Origin of the sequence: Pseudomonas sp. R84 (assembly GCF_009834515.1) — a bacterium.
GTDB lineage: Bacteria > Pseudomonadota > Gammaproteobacteria > Pseudomonadales > Pseudomonadaceae > Aquipseudomonas.
Genome location: NZ_CP019426.1, coordinates 6,475,514 through 6,496,635, shown reverse-complemented (window position 1 = coordinate 6,496,635; position 21,122 = coordinate 6,475,514). Strand labels below are relative to the sequence as shown.

Annotated in this window: 18 protein-coding genes; 9 read left to right on the top strand and 9 right to left on the bottom strand. The window is 59.9% G+C overall.

Annotated features, from left to right (window positions below; translation table 11 throughout):
- Positions 1 to 123: 123 nt before the first annotated feature.
- The 5 genes from PspR84_RS28980 to aspA form a co-directional block, all read right to left on the bottom strand.
- Complete coding sequence (locus tag PspR84_RS28980) at positions 124 to 1,149, bottom strand: histone deacetylase family protein (RefSeq protein ID WP_160059967.1); 1,026 nt, start codon at positions 1,147 to 1,149, stop codon at positions 124 to 126.
- A gap of 127 nt (positions 1,150 to 1,276) precedes the next feature.
- Positions 1,277 to 2,269: an AraC family transcriptional regulator gene (locus PspR84_RS28975; RefSeq protein WP_160059966.1), complete on the bottom strand. Its 993-nt coding sequence runs from the start codon at positions 2,267 to 2,269 to the stop codon at positions 1,277 to 1,279.
- Between the two features lie 246 nt (positions 2,270 to 2,515).
- On the bottom strand, positions 2,516 to 3,520 hold the full coding sequence (locus PspR84_RS28970) for an asparaginase (RefSeq protein ID WP_160059965.1): 1,005 nt from the start codon (positions 3,518 to 3,520) through the stop codon (positions 2,516 to 2,518).
- Between the two features lie 172 nt (positions 3,521 to 3,692).
- Entirely contained in the window at positions 3,693 to 5,141 is a 1,449-nt protein-coding gene (locus PspR84_RS28965) for an alanine/glycine:cation symporter family protein (RefSeq protein ID WP_160059964.1), read from the bottom strand.
- 485 nt (positions 5,142 to 5,626) lie between these two features.
- Entirely contained in the window at positions 5,627 to 7,051 is a 1,425-nt protein-coding gene (aspA, locus tag PspR84_RS28960) for an aspartate ammonia-lyase (RefSeq protein WP_122596765.1), read from the bottom strand.
- A 180-nt stretch (positions 7,052 to 7,231) separates the two neighbouring features.
- Between aspA and PspR84_RS28955 the strand changes: the two genes are divergently transcribed.
- The 5 genes from PspR84_RS28955 to PspR84_RS28935 all read left to right on the top strand — a co-directional run bounded on the left by PspR84_RS28955 (position 7,232) and on the right by PspR84_RS28935 (position 11,042).
- The gene (locus PspR84_RS28955; RefSeq protein ID WP_102902470.1) at positions 7,232 to 8,140 is read left to right on the top strand and encodes a LysR substrate-binding domain-containing protein; all 909 of its coding nucleotides are present in this window, start codon (positions 7,232 to 7,234) and stop codon (positions 8,138 to 8,140) included.
- A 331-nt stretch (positions 8,141 to 8,471) separates the two neighbouring features.
- Complete coding sequence (gene purE, locus PspR84_RS28950) at positions 8,472 to 8,963, top strand: 5-(carboxyamino)imidazole ribonucleotide mutase (protein WP_007920220.1); 492 nt, start codon at positions 8,472 to 8,474, stop codon at positions 8,961 to 8,963.
- A gap of 10 nt (positions 8,964 to 8,973) precedes the next feature.
- Positions 8,974 to 10,056: a 5-(carboxyamino)imidazole ribonucleotide synthase gene (locus tag PspR84_RS28945; RefSeq protein ID WP_158958421.1), complete on the top strand. Its 1,083-nt coding sequence runs from the start codon at positions 8,974 to 8,976 to the stop codon at positions 10,054 to 10,056.
- 110 nt (positions 10,057 to 10,166) lie between these two features.
- Entirely contained in the window at positions 10,167 to 10,412 is a 246-nt protein-coding gene (locus PspR84_RS28940; RefSeq protein ID WP_008030708.1) for a GlsB/YeaQ/YmgE family stress response membrane protein, read from the top strand.
- A 93-nt stretch (positions 10,413 to 10,505) separates the two neighbouring features.
- Positions 10,506 to 11,042, top strand: coding sequence for a DUF3299 domain-containing protein (locus PspR84_RS28935; RefSeq protein ID WP_007920225.1), 537 nt, complete (start codon positions 10,506 to 10,508; stop codon positions 11,040 to 11,042).
- A gap of 123 nt (positions 11,043 to 11,165) precedes the next feature.
- Here PspR84_RS28935 and PspR84_RS28930 read toward each other — a convergent pair whose 3' ends face one another.
- The gene (locus PspR84_RS28930; RefSeq protein WP_160059963.1) at positions 11,166 to 12,065 is read right to left on the bottom strand and encodes a D-hexose-6-phosphate mutarotase; all 900 of its coding nucleotides are present in this window, start codon (positions 12,063 to 12,065) and stop codon (positions 11,166 to 11,168) included.
- A gap of 57 nt (positions 12,066 to 12,122) precedes the next feature.
- Positions 12,123 to 12,527 carry an acyl-CoA thioesterase gene (locus PspR84_RS28925; RefSeq protein ID WP_003229628.1) on the bottom strand — a complete coding sequence of 135 codons (405 nt, stop codon included), beginning with the start codon at positions 12,525 to 12,527 and terminating at the stop codon, positions 12,123 to 12,125.
- 376 nt (positions 12,528 to 12,903) lie between these two features.
- On the opposite strand from PspR84_RS28925, the gene PspR84_RS28920 reads away from it, so the two are divergent.
- Positions 12,904 to 14,202, top strand: coding sequence for an MFS transporter (locus PspR84_RS28920; RefSeq protein WP_064389607.1), 1,299 nt, complete (start codon positions 12,904 to 12,906; stop codon positions 14,200 to 14,202).
- 80 nt (positions 14,203 to 14,282) lie between these two features.
- Here PspR84_RS28920 and PspR84_RS28915 read toward each other — a convergent pair whose 3' ends face one another.
- Positions 14,283 to 14,711 carry a type II toxin-antitoxin system VapC family toxin gene (locus tag PspR84_RS28915; RefSeq protein ID WP_238785185.1) on the bottom strand — a complete coding sequence of 143 codons (429 nt, stop codon included), beginning with the start codon at positions 14,709 to 14,711 and terminating at the stop codon, positions 14,283 to 14,285.
- Positions 14,708 to 15,766, bottom strand: a complete 1,059-nt coding sequence (locus tag PspR84_RS28910) for an XRE family transcriptional regulator (RefSeq protein ID WP_160059962.1) — start codon at positions 15,764 to 15,766, stop codon at positions 14,708 to 14,710. Before PspR84_RS28910 ends, PspR84_RS28915 begins: the two co-directional genes overlap by 4 nt.
- Before the next feature lie 188 nt (positions 15,767 to 15,954).
- Between PspR84_RS28910 and PspR84_RS28905 the strand changes: the two genes are divergently transcribed.
- The 3 genes from PspR84_RS28905 (at position 15,955) to pstA (ending at position 21,096) form a co-directional block, all read left to right on the top strand.
- The gene (locus tag PspR84_RS28905; RefSeq protein ID WP_007920246.1) at positions 15,955 to 16,953 is read left to right on the top strand and encodes a phosphate ABC transporter substrate-binding protein PstS; all 999 of its coding nucleotides are present in this window, start codon (positions 15,955 to 15,957) and stop codon (positions 16,951 to 16,953) included.
- Between the two features lie 422 nt (positions 16,954 to 17,375).
- Positions 17,376 to 19,409 (top strand): ABC transporter permease subunit, encoded by a 2,034-nt coding sequence (locus PspR84_RS28900; protein WP_174244540.1) that lies wholly within the window; start codon positions 17,376 to 17,378, stop codon positions 19,407 to 19,409.
- Positions 19,410 to 19,425: 16 nt separating this feature from the next.
- Positions 19,426 to 21,096, top strand: coding sequence for a phosphate ABC transporter permease PstA (gene pstA / locus PspR84_RS28895; RefSeq protein ID WP_007920248.1), 1,671 nt, complete (start codon positions 19,426 to 19,428; stop codon positions 21,094 to 21,096).
- The last annotated feature ends 26 nt before the right edge of the window (positions 21,097 to 21,122 follow it).

Here is a 21,122-nt window from a genome sequence, read left to right as displayed (position 1 = left end):
GGGATGGCGGCGAATCCGGGCAAGGTAGAGGCAGGCGGCGGGAGGCGTGCGGTAGATAAATATCGCGGGCCAAAAAAGACCCGCACCGGCGGGTCTGGTGTTGTGTGTCTGGCTAAAATTCGTTTATTGCTCGAACCCTTCGAGCACGTTCACCGCATTGATGCCGATTTCTTCCACGGCGTAACCGCCCTCCATGACGAACAGCGTCGGTTTGCCAAGGGCGGCAATGCGCTTGCCCATCGCCAGATAATCCGGGCTGTCGAGTTTGAACTGCGAAATCGGATCGTCCTTGAAGGTGTCGACGCCGAGCGACACGACAATGACGTCGGCGCCGTAGCGATCGATCTCGTCGCAGGCCTGTTCCAGTGCCGCACTCCACACGTCCCATCCGGAGCCGGCGGGCAGCGGGTAATTGAAGTTGAAACCTTCACCGGCACCGTCGCCATGCTCATCGTCGTAGCCGAGGAAAAACGGGAACTCCGCTTCCGGATGACCGTGGATCGAGGTGAACAGCACGTCGCTGCGCTCGTAGAAAATCGACTGGGTACCGTTGCCGTGGTGATAGTCGACGTCGAGGATCGCGACCTTCTGGTGGCCCTGATCGAGGAAGGCCTGCGCGGCGATGGCAGCGTTGTTGAGGTAGCAATAACCGCCCATCAGATCGCTGGCGGCGTGGTGTCCCGGTGGACGGCAAAGGGCGAAGGCAGCGCGCGCGCCACGCTGGATTTCTGCTTGCGCGGTCAGCGCAACTTGCGCCGCGCTGTACGCCGCTTGCCAGGTACCGGCGGTGATCGGCGCACCGCCGTCGAAGCTGTAATAGCCGAGCTGGCCGTGCAGGCTGGACGGTTTGATTGCACGCAGGGTGCGCGCCGGCCAGGTGTAGGGCAGCAAGTCACCGTCAGTATTGAATTCAGTCCAGCGCGCCCACGCACCTTTGAAAAAGTCGAGATAGTCTTGGCCGTGGATGCGGGCGATCGGCTCCAGACCGAAATCCTTCGGTGCCTCGACCGGGCCGAGGTTCTGGTTTTTCACGCGTTGCAGCACATGGTCGGCGCGCGAGGGCATCTCGAAACACGGCTTGAGCTGGCCATCGATGAGTTCGCAGCGGCCATGGTGCAGGTGGTGATCGTCCGAGTAGATCGTCAGCATTTGTTGTTCTCCGCAGGGCTGATTCGGTTGCCCACAGTGTTGCGGCGTGAAGCGAATCGGAGAACGGCAGGAAAGGCCAAAAGGGGATGGATCTGGCCAAAAATCATGACCGCAATTCGCCCCTTCTTCAGGCCCTGAACTGGCTTGGAGCCACACCACTCCAGCGCACAAAGGCATGACGAAAGCTCGCGGTCTCGCTGAAGCCAAGGGTTTCGGCGATGCGATAAATCGGCAACTGGTCCTCACACAACATCTGCTTCGCCCTTTCGAAGCGCAGTTCATCGAGCAGTTCCTGATAGCTGCTGCCCATGTCCTTGAGATGCCGGCGCAAGGTGCGCGGCGAGCACTTCATCTGCTGCGCCAGACCTTCCAGTCCCGGCGCGGCGTTGAGTTGGGCGCTGAGCAATTGGCGGATGCGCCCCAGCCATGCCTGACGCCCGGTGAACTCAAGATTCTGTTTGCGGCAACGTTCGGTCATGGCTTGATGGGTGATGAGATCGGCTAGCGGCAGCGGTTGATCGAGCCAGTGACGGTCGAAGGCAAAGGCGTTGTCCTTGGCGGCGAAGTGCAGCGGGCTGTCGAAGTGCTCGGCGTAACTGTCACGATAGTCCGGCGCGGCGTACTCGAACCGCGTCGCGAGCAAGGGCAGCGGATGCCCGAGCAAGTCATCGCAAATGACTTTCAACGACACCAGGCAGAACTCGGCATTGAACACCGCCATCGACGGACTCTCGCGATAGTCGGCGGCGACGAACCAGACGCGCTCGCCGTCGTCTTCCAGGCTCAGCTCGAAAAGTGTTCCCAACAGCGCCGGATAACGGATCGCCAGACGCAAAGCGTCACCGAAGGTGGCACAGGTCAGCAGGGCGTAACCGAGGATGCCGTAGCAGGAAACATGCATGCGCCGGCCCAGTTCCAGACCGATATCGTGTTTGAGCGCGACCGCATTGGCGCAGACCTGCATCTCCTGATTGGTGGTGATGCGCGTGTCGGCCCGGTGCAAGTCCGCGACACTGATGCCGCTACCGGCGAGCAGCGCCTCGCTCGACAGGCCTTCGGCTTTGAAGGTGTTGAGGATCAGCGAGACGGCATTAAGGGTGGTGAGGTGGGAGTGGAGCATAAGATCTTCCAGCCTTGAGGTGGCTGGAACGCAGCAAGTTGCATGCCGCAGTAGCCCCTCACCCCAGCCCTCTCCCAAAGGGAGAGGGGGCCGATTGGGGGATATTGAAGAGATACGCCGACGTGAAAAAACTGTGCCGAATCCATAATCGACACTTTTTTTCAGGTCGGCGTATAGCGCAAGACACTAAGGTCGGTTCCCTCTCCCTCCGGGAGAGGGCTAGGGTGGGCCATTCCAGAGCCTTGCTCAGAGCAACTCACCACACAAATCCAGTTCGATCAGCTGACGCACTTCAGCGGTTTCCAGCCCTGCACCGAGCAACCCGTGCAACTTGCCAAACGCCGCCTCACGGGTCATGCCGCCACCGGACAACACGCCAACACCGCGCAAGCGACTGCCCGCCTCATACACATCCAGCTCAACGCCACCCTCATGGCATTGCGTCACGGCAACCACCACCACACTGTTATCCCGTGCGCGGCCAAGGCTTGCCAGAAACTCAGGGTTGTCGCTCGGCCCGGTGCCGCTGCCGTAGCACTCCAGCACCAGACCTTGAATGCCGCTGTCGAGCAGACCATCGAGCACTTCGGCACTGATACCCGGGAACAGTGGCAGCACCGCAACCTTGACCAGTTGTTTCGGCTGGTTGTAGTTCAACGATGCTGGAATCGAAGAGGCTTTGACACCGCCGCCCTGACGCTCCAGACGCTTGAACGGATGACGGCCGAAGCTGCGCACTTTCGCGCAACGGGTCGGCGCCAGCAGTTCGCCGTGGAAGTACAGATGCACGCCCGGCGCCAGACCTTGGCCGAGGGCAACCAGCGCACCGCCGAGGTTTTCCCAGGCATCGCTGTCGGTGACACCGGCCGGCAGCATCGAACCGGTGAAGCAAACCCGCGCATGCAGACCGAGCAACTGGAAACTCATCGCCGCCGCGCTATAGGCCAGGGTGTCGGTGCCGTGCAGGATCAGCACGCTGTCGCAGCCTTGCACATCCACGGCATCGACCACCGCTTCACGCAGCTGCTGCCAATAGGCCGGGGTCATGTTGGCGCTGTCGATCAGCGGCGACATCTCGCGAAAGCGCCACTGCGGCACAACGAGTTCAGGCTGGCTGTGCAGGTAGTCGCGCATCCGCGCTTCGAAACCGGACGCTGGTGCCAGACCATTGGCGCTGGCCTGCATGCCGATGGTGCCACCGGTGTAGAGCACCATGACGTGTTGGGCGGCGGGGTAGGTCGACGAATTCATGGGGATTCTCCGAAAGGATGAGGTCCTTGTAGGAGTGAGCCTGCTCGCGATGGCGGTTCATCATTCAACATTGATGTTGGCTGAAAGACCGCTATCGCGAGCAGACTCGCTCCTACAAGTTATTGCACCACAATAACTGACGGGCGCTGGGGATGCGCCCGTCATTCACCTGTCAGCGTTGCGCTGCAGGTACGCCTTGCGGCTCGGCTTCGGTCTTGTCGGCAGCGGCAGACGGATTGGTCGGCCAGGCCTTCAGGTCGAGGTCCAGATCGGCAAATTTGCTCGAGTCGAACACTGGCTGCTTGACGCCGGCGCGGCGCTGCCCGTCGTAGTCGCGCATTACGCGCATGCCGACCTTGAACAGCATGGCCAGAGCCACGAGGTTGACGAAGGCCAGGCAGGTCATGGTGATGTCGGCGAAGGCGAACACGGTCGACAGATCCTGCATCGAACCCCATACCACCAGCGCCAGCACCAGACCGCGGAAAATCATCAGCGCGGCGCGGTTGCGGGTGAGGAACTGCAGGCTGTTTTCGCCCAGATAGTAGTTGTAGAGGATGCAGGTGAAGACGAACAGCGACAGCGCGACGCTGACGAACATGCGACCCCAGTCACCGACCACAGCGGCCAGCGAGTTCTGGGTCAGGACGATGCCGTCACCTTCGAAGCCCGGGGTGTAGAAGCCCGACAGCAGGATCAGCAGCGCGGTGCAGGTGCAGATCACGAAAGTGTCGAGGAACACGCTGAAAGCCTGAACCACGCCCTGCGCGCCCGGGTGCTTCACGGCGGCCACGGCGGCGACGTTCGGCGCACTGCCCAGACCCGCTTCGTTGGCGAACACGCCACGCTTCACGCCCATGACGATGGCGCTGCCGAGCAGACCACCAAAGGCCGGATCGAGGCCGAAGGCGCTCTTGAAGATGGTTTCCAGCATGGCTGGCACATGTTCGATCTGGGTACCGATCACGTACAGGGTTACGCCGATATAGGCGAGGGTCTTGATCGGCACCAGCAGGTCGGACACCGATGCGATGCGCTTGATGCCGCCGATGAAGGTGATGGCCAGCAGCACCGCCAGGACGATGCCGGTGTGTTGTGGGTTGAATTCAAAGGCGTTCTGCAGCGAGTGGGTCACGGTGTAGGACTGCAGGCCAATGAAGGCAAAGCCGTAGGTGACCAGTAGCAGAACGGAGAACACCACCGCCATGCCTTTGAGCTTCAGGCCGTGCTGGATGTAGTAGGCCGGGCCACCACGGTACAGGCCGTCGCCATCGGCGCGCTTGTAGACTTGGGCCAGGGTGCACTCGAAGAAGCTGCTGGACATGCCGACCAGTGCGGTTACCCACATCCAGAACACCGCACCCGGACCACCGAGGGTCACGGCAATGCCGACACCGGCGATGTTGCCTGCACCCACTCGGCCGGCAAGGCTGAGCATCAGAGCCTGGAACGAGCTGAGTTGCCCGGCGCTGCCCTTTAGGCTGTCGCGGAACACCGCGAACATGTGGAAGAAGTGGCGCAATTGAACGAAACGCGAGCGAATCGTGAAGTAGCTACCGAGCCCGACAATGAGCACGATCAGTACTTTCCCTGAGAGGAAGTCGTTAATGACTTCGAGCATGGATTTTTCCTCGCTGTTTATTGTGTAAGCAAATACTGGATGGAAGAAACATCGTGTTACACCGGTGCGCGCACGGCACGACAGGTGAGGCGAAGGTTTCGTCCGGTTCCATTTCGCGGGTTTGTTATTAGTTCGGGTTTCGCATGGGTTATGGCCTCGTTACCGACGACCGCTCACGCGAAGAGGGGCGGCACTATACCGATCAGTGACGCGCCCGTCTGCACGGTAGTGGTGCAAGCGACGAAACGAGGGTGCTGCAAGATCAAAAGATCGCAGCCTTCGGCAGCTCCTACAGGTGTACGTCAATCAATGTAGGAGCTGCCGAAGGCTGCGATCTTGGCGGTATCAAATACACAAAACATTTAACGTCCTGCCCGCGAAGAAGTTAAAAAAAAGGGCTTGGGGACTAAATCCCCAAGCCCTCAAAAGGTGAGAGGTGTCTAGTCCCTCGACCTGGTGAGCGGTGCTACAAGTAACGTGTCGGCTCAGGCTTTGAGCGGAACCAGACGCGGAGCAATCATGTTTTCCGGGCGCAGGATGTCGGCGAGCATGGCTTCGTCGAGCAGACCTTCTTCGCGCACCAGTTCCAGTACGCCGCGGCCGCTTTCAAGGGCGAGGCCGGCGATACGGGTGGCGTTTTTGTAGCCGATGTACGGGTTCAGAGCGGTGACCAGACCGATCGAGTGTTCGACCAGTTCACGGCAGCGTGCTTCGTTGGCGGTGATGCCGACGATGCAGTGCTCGCGCAGCATGTCCATGGCGCGTTGCAGCAGGCGGATCGAATCGAAGATCTTGAAAGCGATCAGTGGCTCCATCACGTTCAGCTGCAGTTGGCCGCCTTCGGCTGCCATGGTCAGCGCCAGGTCGTTACCGATGACCTGGAAAGCAACCTGGTTCACAGCTTCCGGAATTACCGGGTTGACCTTGCCGGGCATGATCGAGCTGCCTGGCTGACGCGCCGGCAGGTTGATTTCGTTGATGCCGGTGCGTGGGCCGCTGGACAGCAGGCGCAGGTCGTTGCAGATCTTCGACAGCTTGACCGCGGTGCGCTTGAGCATGCCGGAGAACAGTACGAAAGCGCCCATGTCGGAAGTCGCTTCGATCAGGTCGGCGGCTGGAACCAGCGGTTGACCGCTGATCAGTGCCAGACGCTGAACAGCCAGCGCTTGATAACGCGGGTCGGCGTTGATGCCGGTACCGATCGCAGTGCCACCGAGGTTCACTTCAGTCAGCAGTTCCGGGGCCAGCGTCTTCAGACGGGCCAGGTCTTCGCCCATGGTGGTGGCGAAGGCACGGAATTCCTGGCCGAGGGTCATCGGCACGGCGTCTTGCAACTGGGTACGGCCCATTTTCAGGACGTGATCGAATTCTTTGCCCTTGGCCGCGAACGCCTGAATCAGGCTGTCGAGGCTGGCCAGCAGGGTGTCGTGACCGAGTAGCAGGCCCAGGCGGATCGCCGTTGGGTAGGCGTCGTTGGTCGACTGCGCCATGTTGACGTCGTCGTTCGGGTGCAGGAACTGGTACTCGCCTTTCTGGTGACCCATTGCTTCGAGCGCAATGTTGGCGATCACTTCGTTGGCGTTCATGTTGGTGGAAGTACCGGCGCCACCTTGAATCATGTCGACCACGAACTCTTCGTGGTAATCACCGCGGATCAATCGGGCACAGGCTTCGCTGATGGCCGCGTGCTTGGCTTCGCTCAGGTGACCCAACTCGCGGTTGGCGTCAGCAGCGGCCTGTTTGACCATTGCCAGGCCGACAACCAGTTTCGGGTAATGCGAAATCGGAACGCCGGAGAGGCGGAAGTTGTTCACCGCTCGCAGGGTCTGGATGCCGTAATACGCTTGAGCCGGTACTTCGAGGGCGCCAAGCAGGTCGTTTTCTGTGCGGAAAGATGCAGCGGAGGACATGATAGAAATCATCTCGATATGGACCCGGTCTGTGCCGGAACGCTGCGAATGCTAGGCTTGTGGGAAATTTTGGGCCAATGCTGTTCAGCACTGCCCTATGCACATTCGGCATAATGCCCGTGTGACGCCGCGTGCGCGGCAGACGTGTGACCTGTTTTGGTGCGTGTCCGGGAGGACGTGATGAATCTGGAAAGCAAATGGCTCGAGGACTTCAGTGCTCTGGCCGCCACCCGTAGCTTCTCGCAGGCCGCTGAGCGACGCTTCGTGACCCAGCCGGCGTTCAGTCGGCGGATCCGCAGTCTGGAGGCTGCACTGGGGCTGACTCTGGTCAATCGCTCGCGCACGCCGGTCGAACTGACGGCAGCGGGGCAGTTGTTTCTGGTGACCGCGCGCACGGTGGTTGAACAGCTCGGTGAAGTGCTGCGCCATTTGCATCATCTGGAAGGCGGGCAGGGCGAAGTGATGCAGGTCGCTGCGGCTCACTCGCTGGCGCTGGGCTTTTTCCCGCGCTGGATCGCGCAGTTGCGTAATGAAGGCTTGAATATCGCCACGCGGTTGGTCGCGACCAACGTTGGCGATGCGGTGCATGCGTTGCGTGAGGGTGGCTGCGATCTGATGCTGGCGTTCTATGACCCGGATGCGGCGATGCAGATGGATCCGGAGATTTTCCCGTCGCTGCATTTGGGCCAGACCGAGATGCTGCCGGTGTGCGCAGCAGATGCTGATGGCAAGCCGTTGTTCGATCTTGAGGGCGAAGCCAGCGTGCCGTTGCTGGCCTACAGCGCCGGGGCTTTCCTCGGCCGTTCCGTAAACGGTTTGCTGCGCCAGCGTCAGTTGCGTTTCACGACGATCTACGAAACCGCCATGGCCGACAGCCTGAAAAGCATGGCGCTGGAAGGCTTGGGCATTGCCTGGGTGCCGCAACTGAGCGTGCGTGCTGAGCTGGCGCGTGGTGAGTTGGTGGTCTGCGGTGGCCCGCAATGGCATGTGCCGCTGGAGATTCGTCTGTACCGTTGCGCCTTGGTGCGTAAAGCCAACGTGCGCCTGCTGTGGCGCAAGCTCGAGGGTGGCGCTGCACAAGCGTCCTGAGCCTACGCGGACCCCTTGTAGGAGTGAGCCTGCTCGCGATAGCGTCAGCACATTCAGCGACGATGTGACTGACACACCGCCATCGCGAGCAGGCTCACTCCTACAGGGGATTTGCGGTGTTCTGTCGCTGACCTTCAGGTCAATAAAACCGGGCATTTGCGGCAGATGACAGATGGTCGCGCGGGGGGCTGTTTATTGCTTTCTTTGCGGTATACTGCGCGGCCTTCGGCCGGCACGTCCGGCCATTTTTCGTACAATCAAGCCACGCAACCTGCGTGGCTTGTTGTTTTATGACGCGCCTGCGGGCGCTCCAGAGAGAAGAGGCGCGACGATGAGTGCACTGGTTGGCGTGATCATGGGCTCCAAGTCCGATTGGTCCACCCTTAGCCACACCGCCGATATGCTGGAAAAGCTCGGCATCCCGTACGAGGTCAAAGTGGTCTCTGCCCACCGTACCCCGGATCTGCTGTTCCAGTACGCCGAAGAGGCTGAAAGCCGCGGCATCGAGGTGATTATCGCCGGTGCCGGTGGCGCAGCCCACTTGCCAGGCATGTGTGCGGCCAAGACCCACCTGCCGGTGCTGGGCGTGCCAGTGCAGTCGGCCATGCTCTCGGGCGTCGACTCGCTGCTGTCGATCGTGCAGATGCCAGCGGGCATTCCGGTCGCCACCCTCGCTATCGGCAAGGCTGGCGCGATCAACGCCGCCCTGCTCTCGGCGAGCATCCTCGGTGCCAAGCATCCACAGTTCCACGCGGTACTGAAAACCTTCCGTGCCGAGCAGACAGACAGCGTCCTGGACAATCCAGACCCACGTATTGCCTGAGGTTGTTGAGATGAAGATCGGTGTAATCGGTGGCGGCCAGTTGGGTCGCATGTTGGCCCTGGCGGGTACCCCGCTGGGCATGAACTTCGCTTTCCTCGACCCTGCGCCGGACGCCTGTGCGGCCGCGCTGGGCGAACACCTGCGGGCCGATTACGGCGATCAGGATCATCTGCGCCAATTGGCCGATGAAGTCGATCTGGTGACCTTCGAATTCGAAAGCGTCCCGGCCGAAACCGTGGCATTCCTCTCGCAATTCGTCCCGGTCTACCCGAGCGCCGAAGCCCTGCGCATCGCTCGCGACCGCTGGTTCGAAAAGAGCATGTTCAAGGACCTGGGCATCCCGACTCCGGCCTTCGCCGACATTCAATCGCAAGCCGATCTGGACGCCGCCGTAGCTTCGATCGGCCTGCCGGCCGTACTGAAAACCCGCACCCTGGGATATGACGGCAAGGGCCAGAAAGTCCTGCGCAAACCGGAAGATGTGGTCGGCACCTTTGCCGAGCTGGGCAGCGTGTCCTGCCTGCTGGAAGGCTTCGTGCCGTTCACCGGTGAAGTCTCGCTGATCGCCGTACGTGCCCGCGATGGTGAAACCAGGTTCTATCCGCTGGTACACAACACCCACGACAGCGGCATCCTCAAGCTGTCGGTGGCCAGCACCGATCACCCGTTGCAGGCGCTGGCCGAAGACTACTCGAGCCGTGTGCTCAAGCAGCTCGACTACGTCGGCGTGATGGCGTTCGAGTTCTTTGAAGTCGACGGTGGCCTCAAGGCCAACGAGATCGCCCCGCGCGTGCACAACTCCGGGCACTGGACCACTGAAGGCGCCGAGTGCAGCCAGTTCGAAAACCACCTGCGCGCCGTTGCCGGCCTGCCGCTGGGTTCGACCGCCAAGGTCGGCGAGAGCGCGATGCTCAACTTCATCGGCGTGGTACCGCCGGTTGAGAAAGTCATCGCCATCGAAGACTGCCATCTGCATCACTACGGCAAGGCCTTCAAGGCCGGGCGCAAGGTCGGCCACGCCAACCTGCGTTGCGCCGACATGGCCACGCTGCAGGCGCAGATCGTCAAGGTCGAAGCGCTGATCGCCGAGTAACGACAGTTTCATGTGGCAGCGGCGGAACCATTCAGGGGCCGCCGTTCTCTCATGGCAGGATGCCAAAGTCTGACTAGGCTTCGCATATCTATCTTTGAGAGGGAAATGCCATGGGAATTATCGGAACCATCTTTATCGGCTTGATCGTCGGCCTACTGGCGCGGTTCCTGAAACCGGGCGATGACAGCATGGGCTGGATCATGACCATCCTGCTCGGTATCGGCGGTTCGCTGGCAGCCACTTACGGCGGCCAGGCTCTGGGCATCTATCAGGCAGGTCAGGGCGCAGGCTTCATCGGCGCACTGGTCGGCGCGGTCGTGTTGCTGGTGATCTACGGCCTGATCAAAAAGAACTGATCCAAAGCGACAAAGCCCTCTCTGCCAACGTGGCCGGGAGGGCTAGAATGCTCGGTGACTCATTGTTCCTTCCTTTCTATACCGAGCACTTTCATGCGCCGTCTTCTGTTGACTCTCCTATTCCTGGGCAGCGGTTTGGCCCACGCCGGCGAACTGCCGGAAACCGACTGGCTCGAACTGATGCCCAAGTCGGACCAGAAGGCCCTAGAGGCCATGCCTGAAATCGACCACAACTCCCCGGAAGCCACCGGCACCTTCACCGAGAAGGGCGGGATGAAGCAGGCCAAAGGTCTGCCGGCGGTGATGTATTCGACCAAAACCGTGGCATCGATGAACGACAAACACATCCGCATCGGTGGTTATCCGGTGCCGCTGGAGTCCGACGCCAAGGGCCGCAGCACGCTGTTCTTCCTTGTGCCGTACCCGGGCGCGTGCATCCACGTGCCGCCACCGCCGCCGAATCAACTGGTGTTGGTGCGTTATCCGAAGGGTTTGAAGCTGGACGACATCTATACGCCGCTGTGGGTGACCGGCACGCTGAAGGTCGAGAAGGTCAGCAATGATCTGGCCGATGCGGCGTATGCGCTGGAGGCGGACAAAGTGCGGGTGGTGCAGGAGTCCGATCTCTAACAGGCGCCACAAACTACTGTAGGAGTGAGCCTGCTCGCGATAGCGTCGTGTCAGCCAATTTAATGGATCTGACGAACCGCTATCGCGAGCAGGCTCACTCCTACATTTGGTTTTGCGGTGCTGTTAGAGCGGTTTGCTGGCGACGCTGACGCCCATGGTATGGCTCGCCCCCGGTGCCAACGTGACGATGTCGTCCATCACATTCGCCGTCTCGATGCACAGCATGCGCTGCCAGCCATCGTTGTCCATGTCGGCCAGCGCTGCCGCGCGATCGCTCCAAGGGTTCCAGATCACCGCCGTGCGTGAACCGGTAGCCGTCAGCACAATGCGCCGTTCCCAGGCCGGATCGACGATGCTCAGTTGTGGTGGAGCGTCGAGATAGATGCGGTCGGTCTCACCGGCAAAATGCAGATCGCCTTGCTGGCTGTTGGTTTTCCAGTCGTCCAGCGTCTCGATGTAACTCAAGCCATCGACACCATCGACATGCACATGGCGCACATCACTGACCGCGAAATACGTATGCAGCGCCTGGCTCAGGCTGACGGTGTCACTGCCACGGTTGTGGCTGGTCAGGCTGAAACTCAGTTGCTCGGACAAGTGCAGAGTCAGGGTCAGATCGACCTGATGCGGCCAGCCCTGCAGGCCACCCTCGGGGTAGGGCAGCTTGAATTCGACCTTGACGCCGTCAGCCTCTGATTCGATACCACCCAACTCCCAATCCATCGCCCGCACCAGACCGTGCGCGGGTGCCGGTTGCTCACCGGTGTACATGGCCTGCACGCTCTGCGGGTTGCGTTCGAACTTGCCGAACCACGGCCAGCACACCGGCACGCCGGCGCGGATACTTTTGCCTGTTTTGAACTCGGCCTTGTCGTTGAGCCAGATGATCGGCGGCTGGCCATCGATCTGATAACTGAGGATGTGCGCGCCTTGCTGGGCCACCAGCACTTCGGCCTGACCGTGGCGGATGCGCCAGCAGTTCAGTTCATCCAGTTTCACCGCTTCAACGTTGGGCGTGTTCATGGGACAGCTCTCGATCAGTAACAAGGACCACTATCGACCGTCAAACGGCCGCCAGGTTTAGCGCGCGCGCGGTGGAACCGAGCGAGTGCGACCGCTGCCGTCGATGGCAACGAAGACGAACACCGCTTCGGTGACTTTACGCCACTCGCTGGACAGCGGGTCGTCGCTCCACACTTCGACCATCATCTGGATCGAGCTGCGGCCGATTTCCAGGGTCTGGGTATAGAAGGACAATTGCGCGCCGACAGCCACTGGCACAAGGAACGCCATGCGATCGATGGCCACGGTGGCGACACGGCCGCCAGCGACACGGCTGGCCATTGCGGTGCCGGCCAAATCCATCTGCGCCACCAGCCAGCCGCCGAAAATATCGCCAAAGCCATTGGTTTCGCGTGGAAGTGCGGTGATTTGCAGGGCCAGGTCGCCTTGCGGGATTGGATCTTCTTGTTCGAGCTCTATCATGCCGAGGGTGCCTCTGACCCGTGACTCTTCGTTGGTATTGCTGGTGGTAGCCGTCTTCGGGAAAAACGATTCAGCACCGAACCTACTACGTTCGTCACGTTTTCCATCAGGCGCCTAAGGAGAAACTCTGCGAAACCGGCTAATCCCGAGCAAAGGCCGGGCCAACGACGTTTTCGCACAGCAACCCCTTACAAACCGGAGCAGGTTGCGAGTATATCGGTCGGTAGACTCCACGACGACCATCCGGTTCTCATTTCGACCGTCAATTACGCGCCTCTATGTGCTTTTTCGAACAATTTGCTATGGTGCCGAACCTGCCCAAGCCACCGCCAGCGTTGTTGTGGCGGCAGATCCGACTATAAGAGAAGCCCTTGCCATGACCACAGCGCCTTCGAGCCTCGCGCAGCCCGAGCAACCCGCACGACCGTTGACCCGCAACGACTACAAGACTCTGTCGCTGTCTGCCCTTGGTGGCGCGCTGGAGTTTTACGATTTCATCATCTTCGTTTTCTTCGCCACCGTGGTCGGCAAGCTGTTCTTCCCGGCCGACATGCCCGAGTGGCTGCGCCTGATGCAGACCTTCGGTATCTTTGCCGCCGGTTACCTCGCACGGCCGCTGGGTGGCATCGTCATGGCGCACTTCGGCGACCTGCTGGGGCGCAAGAAGATGTTCACCCTGAGCATTTTCATGATGGCCGTGCCGACCCTGATCATGGGCCTGCTGCCAACGTATGCGCAGATCGGCATGTGGGCGCCGATTCTTCTTCTATTGATGCGGGTCATTCAAGGTGCGGCGATTGGCGGTGAAGTGCCGGGGGCTTGGGTCTTCGTTTCCGAACACGTTCCGCAAAAGCACATGGGTTATGCCTGTGGCACCCTCACCAGCGGGCTGACAGCCGGCATTCTGCTCGGCTCTTTGGTCGCCACCGCGATCAACAGCATTTATACGCCAGCGGAAGTTTCCGATTACGCCTGGCGGATTCCATTCCTGCTGGGCGGTGTGTTCGGCCTGTTCTCGGTCTACCTGCGCCGTTGGCTGCACGAGACCCCGGTGTTTGCCGAACTGCAGTTGCGCAAAGCCTTGGCTGAAGAAGTGCCGCTGCGTGCGGTGCTGCGTGATCATCGCGGCGCGATTGCGATCTCGATGCTGCTGACCTGGTTGCTCTCCGCTGGCATCGTCGTGGTCATTCTGATGACCCCGACCGTGTTGCAAACGGTCTATCACTTCACGCCGACCGAGTCGCTGCAATCGAACAGTCTGGCGATCGTGTTCCTGAGCATTGGCTGCGTTATCTCCGGCGCGTTGGCGGATCGCTTTGGCGCCGGTCGCGTATTCGTGTTTGGTTGCCTGGGCTTGCTGATCAGCTCCTGGACCTTCTATCACAGCCTCGCCGATCACCCGAACTGGTTGTTCCCGCTGTATGCGCTGACCGGTTTTCTGGTTGGCACAATTGGGGCGGTTCCATACGTGATGGTTAAGGCGTTTCCACCGGTGGTGCGTTTCAGCGGGTTGTCGTTCTCGTATAACGTGGCTTACGCGATTTTTGGTGGCCTGACGCCGATGGTGGTCAGTCTGCTGCTGAAAGAAAGCGCGATGGGCCCTGCCTACTATGTAGCGGTGCTGTGTGCGATGGGGATTTTGGTCGGGGCGTGGCTCTGGAAGAAGGGGCGCTGATCCCAAGATTCTGCTTCTAGGGCTCTCGCCAGCGTGAGAGCCTTGATTCACATTCTGCTGTCGGGAGTCGAGCGCCATGCTCAAGCCATGTGGGCCAAGGCGTTTGCGGCATCCGACTTTTCAATTACTTGATGCTCAACCATCAGATCAAGTAACCAAAGAGCGCCGTGCACCTCCAGTCCATCTCGTTGTGCCTGGCGCCTTAACTTGCCATCTCCGGTCAGCAACGGACGCCCTGTTTCCTGTGCGAGCAGGTAACAAGACACGTCCGCCAGTGAGCTGTTGTTGTGCTCGACTTTCAGCTCAAAGAGTCTGATCACGCCAGATTCATCGAACGATTCGACACTCAGTCCTCGATCAAGCAGTTCCTGGTGGGGAAAGTCTGCAAGCTCATGCATGACAAAGTCGGTGCAGCAAAGTGTGAATGGCAATCGAAACATCTGCTCCAGCAATCCGGCGTTTCTGAAGTCAATCCAGATATTCGTATCACTGATGAAGATCAAACTCATGCATTCTCCAGTGAACCCAGGAAATTGGGGTCCAGTGCGCTAACTGGTTTGCGCAGGAGTTCGGCAGCCCGAGACTTGGTGATCAGCCCTTCTGCCAACGCCCAGAATGCTAGCGACTCAAATCTTTGCGGCGGATTGCAAGGTAGCGGCTCAGGTTCTGATTTGCGCCAGCCGTTGGCGCTGAATTGGATAGTGAGGGATTTATAGCCACTTTCGCTAAGAAGCTTCAGATCTTTCAGGCGTCTTAACGCGGCATACATTGAGATCCCGTATTGACGCTTTGCAATCAGCAGTTCTCGTGGATGAACTCTGGAGCGAGGATGGCTACCGAAGTCGCCGGTGACACTTTTCGCCGGATAAAGAAACGCGCCAGCGAATCGATGGCAACAATTTTCCTGGTCCCTCTCCGGCATATCCTCTGGTAATGCCATGACCCAGTGGCCGAGTTCGTGCGCGGCGGTGAACCTGATTCGTTCACCTGGGCGATCGGCATTCAGTGCAATCAACACGTGTTCGCCGTTACCGGTGGCAGCGCAAGCGCCGTCGAAGTCGTCCGGGCCGTTTAGCATGGCGACTTTTATGCTGTGTTCTTCCAATTGTTCGGTCAGATTGGCGATAGGGTCGCTACCAATTCCCCAGAACTGACGAAGTTGCTCTGCTGCGCGCTCGGCGTCATCGAGACAGGAAACCGGGATCATTTGTGACGGGGTGACGGGAGTGTGGATGTCGGCAGGATCGAAACATTCCTCAAGCGCGATGTAGCGCTCAAGGTGTTCGCGAATTTTTTCTTCCACCTGTGCCTGGCGATATTTCGGCATTCGGGCCAGTTTTCGAAACTCCAGAGGCGCCAGCGCAATTGCATCCGCGCGGAAGAAGTACTCAGGGCTGACCTGAAGCGCTTTGGCCAGTTGTAGCAGACGAGTTGAATTGGGAGTGCTCAACCCCTTCTCATATTTGCTCAAGGCTTGTTTGGTTATGTCGCCAAGCTCCATCGCCAAAGCCTCTAGACTGAGGCCTTTTTGCAGGCGCGCGCGGCGAATTCGGTCGTTTATCATGGGGCCCTCTCGTGGTTGACAAGACTATCTTTTGATAGTGATTTGTCAACCCGGGAAGAGCTTCACTTTTTTAACACGGCTCCCATGCTGGCCTTTCATCCAATTGTCATATTTCAGCCATAGAGTGTTCACACGGCCTGCTGATACTTGGCCCCGACTTAACACACCCTATCTGCTAGGAGTAAGGCATGAAACTGAAGCGTTTGATGGCGGCAATGACTTTTGTCGCTGCTGGCGTTGCGACTGCCAACGCGGTTGCCGCTGTTGACCCTGCTATCCCGAGCTACACCAAGACCACTGGTGTGTCGGGCAACCTGTCCAGCGTCGGCTCCGATACCCTGGCCAACCTCATGACCCTCTGGGCTGAGAACTACAAAAAAGAATACCCGAACGTCAACATCCAGATTCAGGCCGCTGGCTCCGCCACTGCGCCACCTGCTTTGACTGAAGGCACCTCCAACTTGGGCCCGATGAGCCGCAAGATGAAGGACACCGAACTGGCGGCCTTCGAGCAGAAGTACGGCTACAAGCCAACCGCTATCCCGGTTGCCGTGGATGCCCTGGCTGTGTTCGTGCACAAGGACAACCCGATCCAGCACCTGACCATGGAACAGGTTGATGCGATCTTCTCGTCGACCCGTCTGTGCGGCGCCAAAGCCGACGTGAAAACCTGGGGCGAACTGGGTGTGACCGGCGACCTGGCCAACAAACCAGTACAACTGTTCGGCCGTAACTCGGTATCCGGCACCTACGGCTACTTCAAAGAAGAAGCCCTGTGCAAAGGCGACTACAAACCAAACGTTAACGAACAACCTGGTTCGGCGTCGGTTGTGCAGTCGATCAGCTCCTCGCTGAACGGCATCGGTTACTCCGGCATCGGTTACAAGACCGCCAGCGTGAAGACCGTTCCTCTGGCCAAGAAAGGCAGCACCGACTTCATCGAAGACACCGAAGAAAACGCCCTGAACGGCAAATACCCGCTGTCGCGTTTCCTCTACGTTTACGTCAACAAAGCCCCGAACAAGCCTCTGGCTCCGCTGGAAGCTGAGTTCGTGAAACTGGTGCTGTCGAAACAGGGCCAGGAAGTGGTAGTGAAAGACGGCTACATCCCACTGCCAGCCAAGGTTGCTGCAAAAGCACTGGCTGACCTGGGTCTGCAGGAAGGCGGCGCTGTCGCAAAGAAGTAACAAATTGAGTCCGGGGTGAACCCCGCCGGACTCAGGTGAAAGGCCGGATCTGCGCGCAGACCGGCCTTTTCCACACCTCAAATTTTTGATCCTCTGCCAGTCCCGCTGGCGGTGGATTTGCTGCGTCACTGCATTGTCATCTTTCTGTCATACAGGATCGCTAGGGTGAGCGCATGAATGATCTGGCCAATTCCCAAATGACTACTAATCCTCCCAAGCGCATTGATTTCAATACGCCTGAGCTGCAACGCAAGCGCCGCATTCGCGCGCTCAAGGATCGCTTCACTCGCTGGTACGTCCTCGTTGGCGGTCTCGCGGTGCTGGCAGCCATCACCCTGATCTTCTTTTTCCTCGCCTACGTGGTTGCGCCGCTATTCCAGGGTGCCGACCTGACCGCGAAAGACTCGATCACCCCGGCCTGGATGCAGGACGCCGGCAAGCCGCTGATGATTTCGCTCGAAGAGCAGAATCAGGTGGCCATGCGTGTTTCCGACAAGGGCCAGGCATTGTTCTTTGATATCGACAGTGGCGCTGAGCTGAAGCGCGTCGATCTGCCGGTGCCTGCCGGCGCCACCGTGACCTCGATTGGTGAAGACCAGCCAGGCCATCCGCTGGTGGCCGTGGGCCTGTCCAACGGTCAGGCGCTGGTGTTCCGTCACACCTATAAAGTCAGCTACCCCGATGGCAAGAAAACCATCAGCCCGGCCATCGAGTATCCGTATGGCGAGGCACCGATCGCGCTGAACGAAGCCGGCGGTGCGCTGGAGCATGTCAGCCTGAATGCCACCGACACGACGCTGATGCTGGTCGGTTCGACCGGTTCGCAACTCAACGTGCTGTCGCTGACCAGCGAAGAAAACATGATGACCGGTGAAGTCACCAACGAGCAGAAGCGTATCGATCTGCCGCAGATGACTGAGCCGGTGAAAAACATCTTCGTCGACCCGCGCCAGCAATGGCTGTACGTGGTCAACGGTCGCGCTCAGGCCGATGTGTTCAGCCTGCGCGACAAGAGCCTCAACGGTCGCTACAAACTGCTGGAAAACGCTGACGCTGAAGTCACCGCGACCACGCAACTGGTCGGTGGTATCTCGCTGATTGTCGGCGACTCCAAGGGTGGTCTGGCCCAATGGTTTATGGCCCGTGATACCGACGGTGAGCTGCGCCTGAAACAGATTCGTACCTTCCAGATGGGCACCACGCCGATCGTTGAAATCACCGCCGAAGAGCGCCGCAAAGGCTTCCTCGCGCTGGATGCCAGCGGCAAGCTCGGCGTGTTCCACAGCACCGCGCACCGCACCTTGCTGGTCGATCAGGTGGTTGAAGGCCAAGGCCTGTTCGGTCTGTCGCCACGCGCCAACCGCGTGATCGTCGAAGCCGGCGGCAAGCTGCAACCGTTGCTGCTCGACAACCCGCACCCGGAAGTCTCGTGGAGCGCGCTGTGGAGCAAGGTCTGGTACGAGAACTACGACGAGCCTAAATACGTCTGGCAATCGACTGCAGCCAACACCGATTTCGAACCGAAACTGAGCCTGTCGCCACTGACCTTCGGCACGCTGAAAGCCGCGTTCTACGCGATGCTGCTGGCCGCGCCGCTGGCCGTTGCTGCTGCAATCTACACCGCGTACTTCATGGCCCCGGGCATGCGCCGCAAGGTCAAACCGGTGATCGAGCTGATGGAAGCGATGCCGACGGTGATCCTCGGTTTCTTCGCCGGTCTGTTCCTCGCGCCATATGTCGAAGGGCATCTGCCGGGCATCTTCAGCCTGCTGATGTTGTTGCCGATCGGCATCCTGGTCGCCGGTTTCACCTTCAGTCGTCTGCCTGAATCGATCCGCCTGAAAGTCCCGGATGGCTGGGAAAGTGCGCTGCTGATTCCGGTGATTCTGTTCGTGGGCTGGCTGTCGCTGTACATGAGCCCGTTCATGGAGAACTGGTTCTTCGGCGGTGACATGCGCATGTGGATCTCCCACGACCTCGGCATCACCTACGACCAGCGCAACGCTCTGGTGGTCGGTCTGGCCATGGGTTTTGCGGTGATCCCGAACATCTACTCGATTGCTGAAGACGCCGTGTTCAGCGTGCCACGCGGCCTGACCCTCGGTTCGCTGGCCCTCGGTGCCACGCCGTGGCAGACCATGACCCGTGTCGTCATCCTGACCGCCAGCCCGGGGATCTTCTCGGCGCTGATGATCGGCATGGGCCGTGCGGTCGGCGAAACCATGATCGTGCTGATGGCCACCGGTAACACCCCGGTCATGGAAATGAACCTGTTCGAAGGCCTGCGCACCCTGGCCGCCAACGTCGCGGTGGAAATGCCCGAGTCGGAAGTCGGCGGCAGCCACTACCGCGTGCTGTTCCTCTCGGCGCTGGTGTTGCTGTTGTTCACCTTCGTCATGAACACCCTGGCAGAACTGATTCGTCAGCGTCTGCGCAAGAAATACTCGTCGCTTTAAGCAAAGGTAGAAGTCTGTGAAACAGAACTCCCTGAAAGGATGGTTCAAGAGCGGCGCCCCGGGCGTCTGGATCAGCGGTGGCGCGGTGTCCATCGCGGTCATCATGACCATTGGCCTGTTGGCGGTGATTGCCGTGCGCGGTCTCGGTCACTTCTGGCCGGCGGACCTGGTCCACGCCCATTACGACGTACCGGGCCAGGCCAATCACCTGGTCATCGGTGAAGTGGTACAGAAAGAAGAAGTGCCTCGCGCCCGTCTGAAGAGCGCCGGTTTGCCGGTGCCCGATGAAGGCCCGGAATTCATGACCCGCGAGCTGATCAAGGTCGGCAACCGTGATCTGAACGGTAACGACTTCACCTGGATCGTCGGCGAGTGGCTGACCAACCAGACCACGCCGCCAGAACTGATGGCGATCGAGCGTCGCGAGTGGGGCAATTTCTACGGCTACCTGGTCAACGTCAAACAGGATGGCAAAGTCATCGCCGAGGGTGAGGCTGCGTGGCCTGAGTTGCAGGCGCGAATCAACCGTGTGAACGGTCTGGCGGCACAACTGAAGTCGCTGGAAAAGACTGACATCGGTGCGATCAACGCAGGTCTGGAGCGCATCCGTCTGCACGGTCGCAAACTGGAACTGGAAGGCAAGCTCGACGCCACCGCGCAAGCGGACATGGAGTCCGAGCGTGCCGAGCTGAATGCGCGTTATCAGGACATCGAAGCGCGCCTGGCCGATCTGCATGCGCAGTTCAACCGCGATGCCTTGACCGCTCGTGATGCCAACGGCAAAGAGATCGAAATCGGTCTGGGCAAAGTGGTTCACGCCTACCAGCCGAACGCGATGAGCACCTTCACCAAGGTCGGCTTCTACTTCAGCAAGATCTGGGAATTCCTGTCGGACGACCCGCGTGAAGCGAACACCGAAGGCGGGATTTTCCCGGCGATCTTCGGCACCGTGATGATGACGTTGATCATGGCGATGATCGTCACCCCGTTCGGCGTGCTGGCGGCGGTGTACCTGCGGGAATACGCCAAGCAGAACACCCTGACGCGGATCATCCGTATCGCGGTGAACAACCTCGCCGGCGTACCGGCGATCGTTTACGGCGTGTTCGGTCTGGGCTTCTTCGTTTACGTACTCGGTGGTTCGGTCGACCGCTTGTTCTTCCCGGAAGCACTGCCGGCACCGACCTTCGGTACACCGGGTCTGCTCTGGGCGTCGCTGACTTTGGCGCTGCTGGCGGTGCCGGTGGTGATTGTGGCAACCGAGGAAGGTCTGGCGCGAATCCCGCGTACCGTGCGTGAAGGTTCGTTGGCCCTCGGCGCGACCAAGGCTGAAACCTTGTGGAAGATTGTGATCCCGATGGCCAGCCCGGCAATGATGACCGGCATGATCCTCGCCGTGGCCCGTGCCGCCGGTGAAGTGGCGCCGCTGATGCTGGTGGGTGTGGTGAAACTGGCGCCATCGCTGCCTGTGGACGGCAACTACCCGTACCTGCACCTGGACCAGAAGATCATGCACTTGGGCTTCCACATCTATGACGTCGGCTTCCAGAGCCCGAACGTCGAAGCGGCCCGTCCGCTGGTGTACGCCACGGCGCTGTTGCTGGTACTGGTGATCGCCACGTTGAACCTGTCGGCGGTGTATATCCGCAACCACCTGCGCGAAAAATACAAAGCTTTGGACAGTTAACACAAATCCTGTGGGAGCTGGCTTGC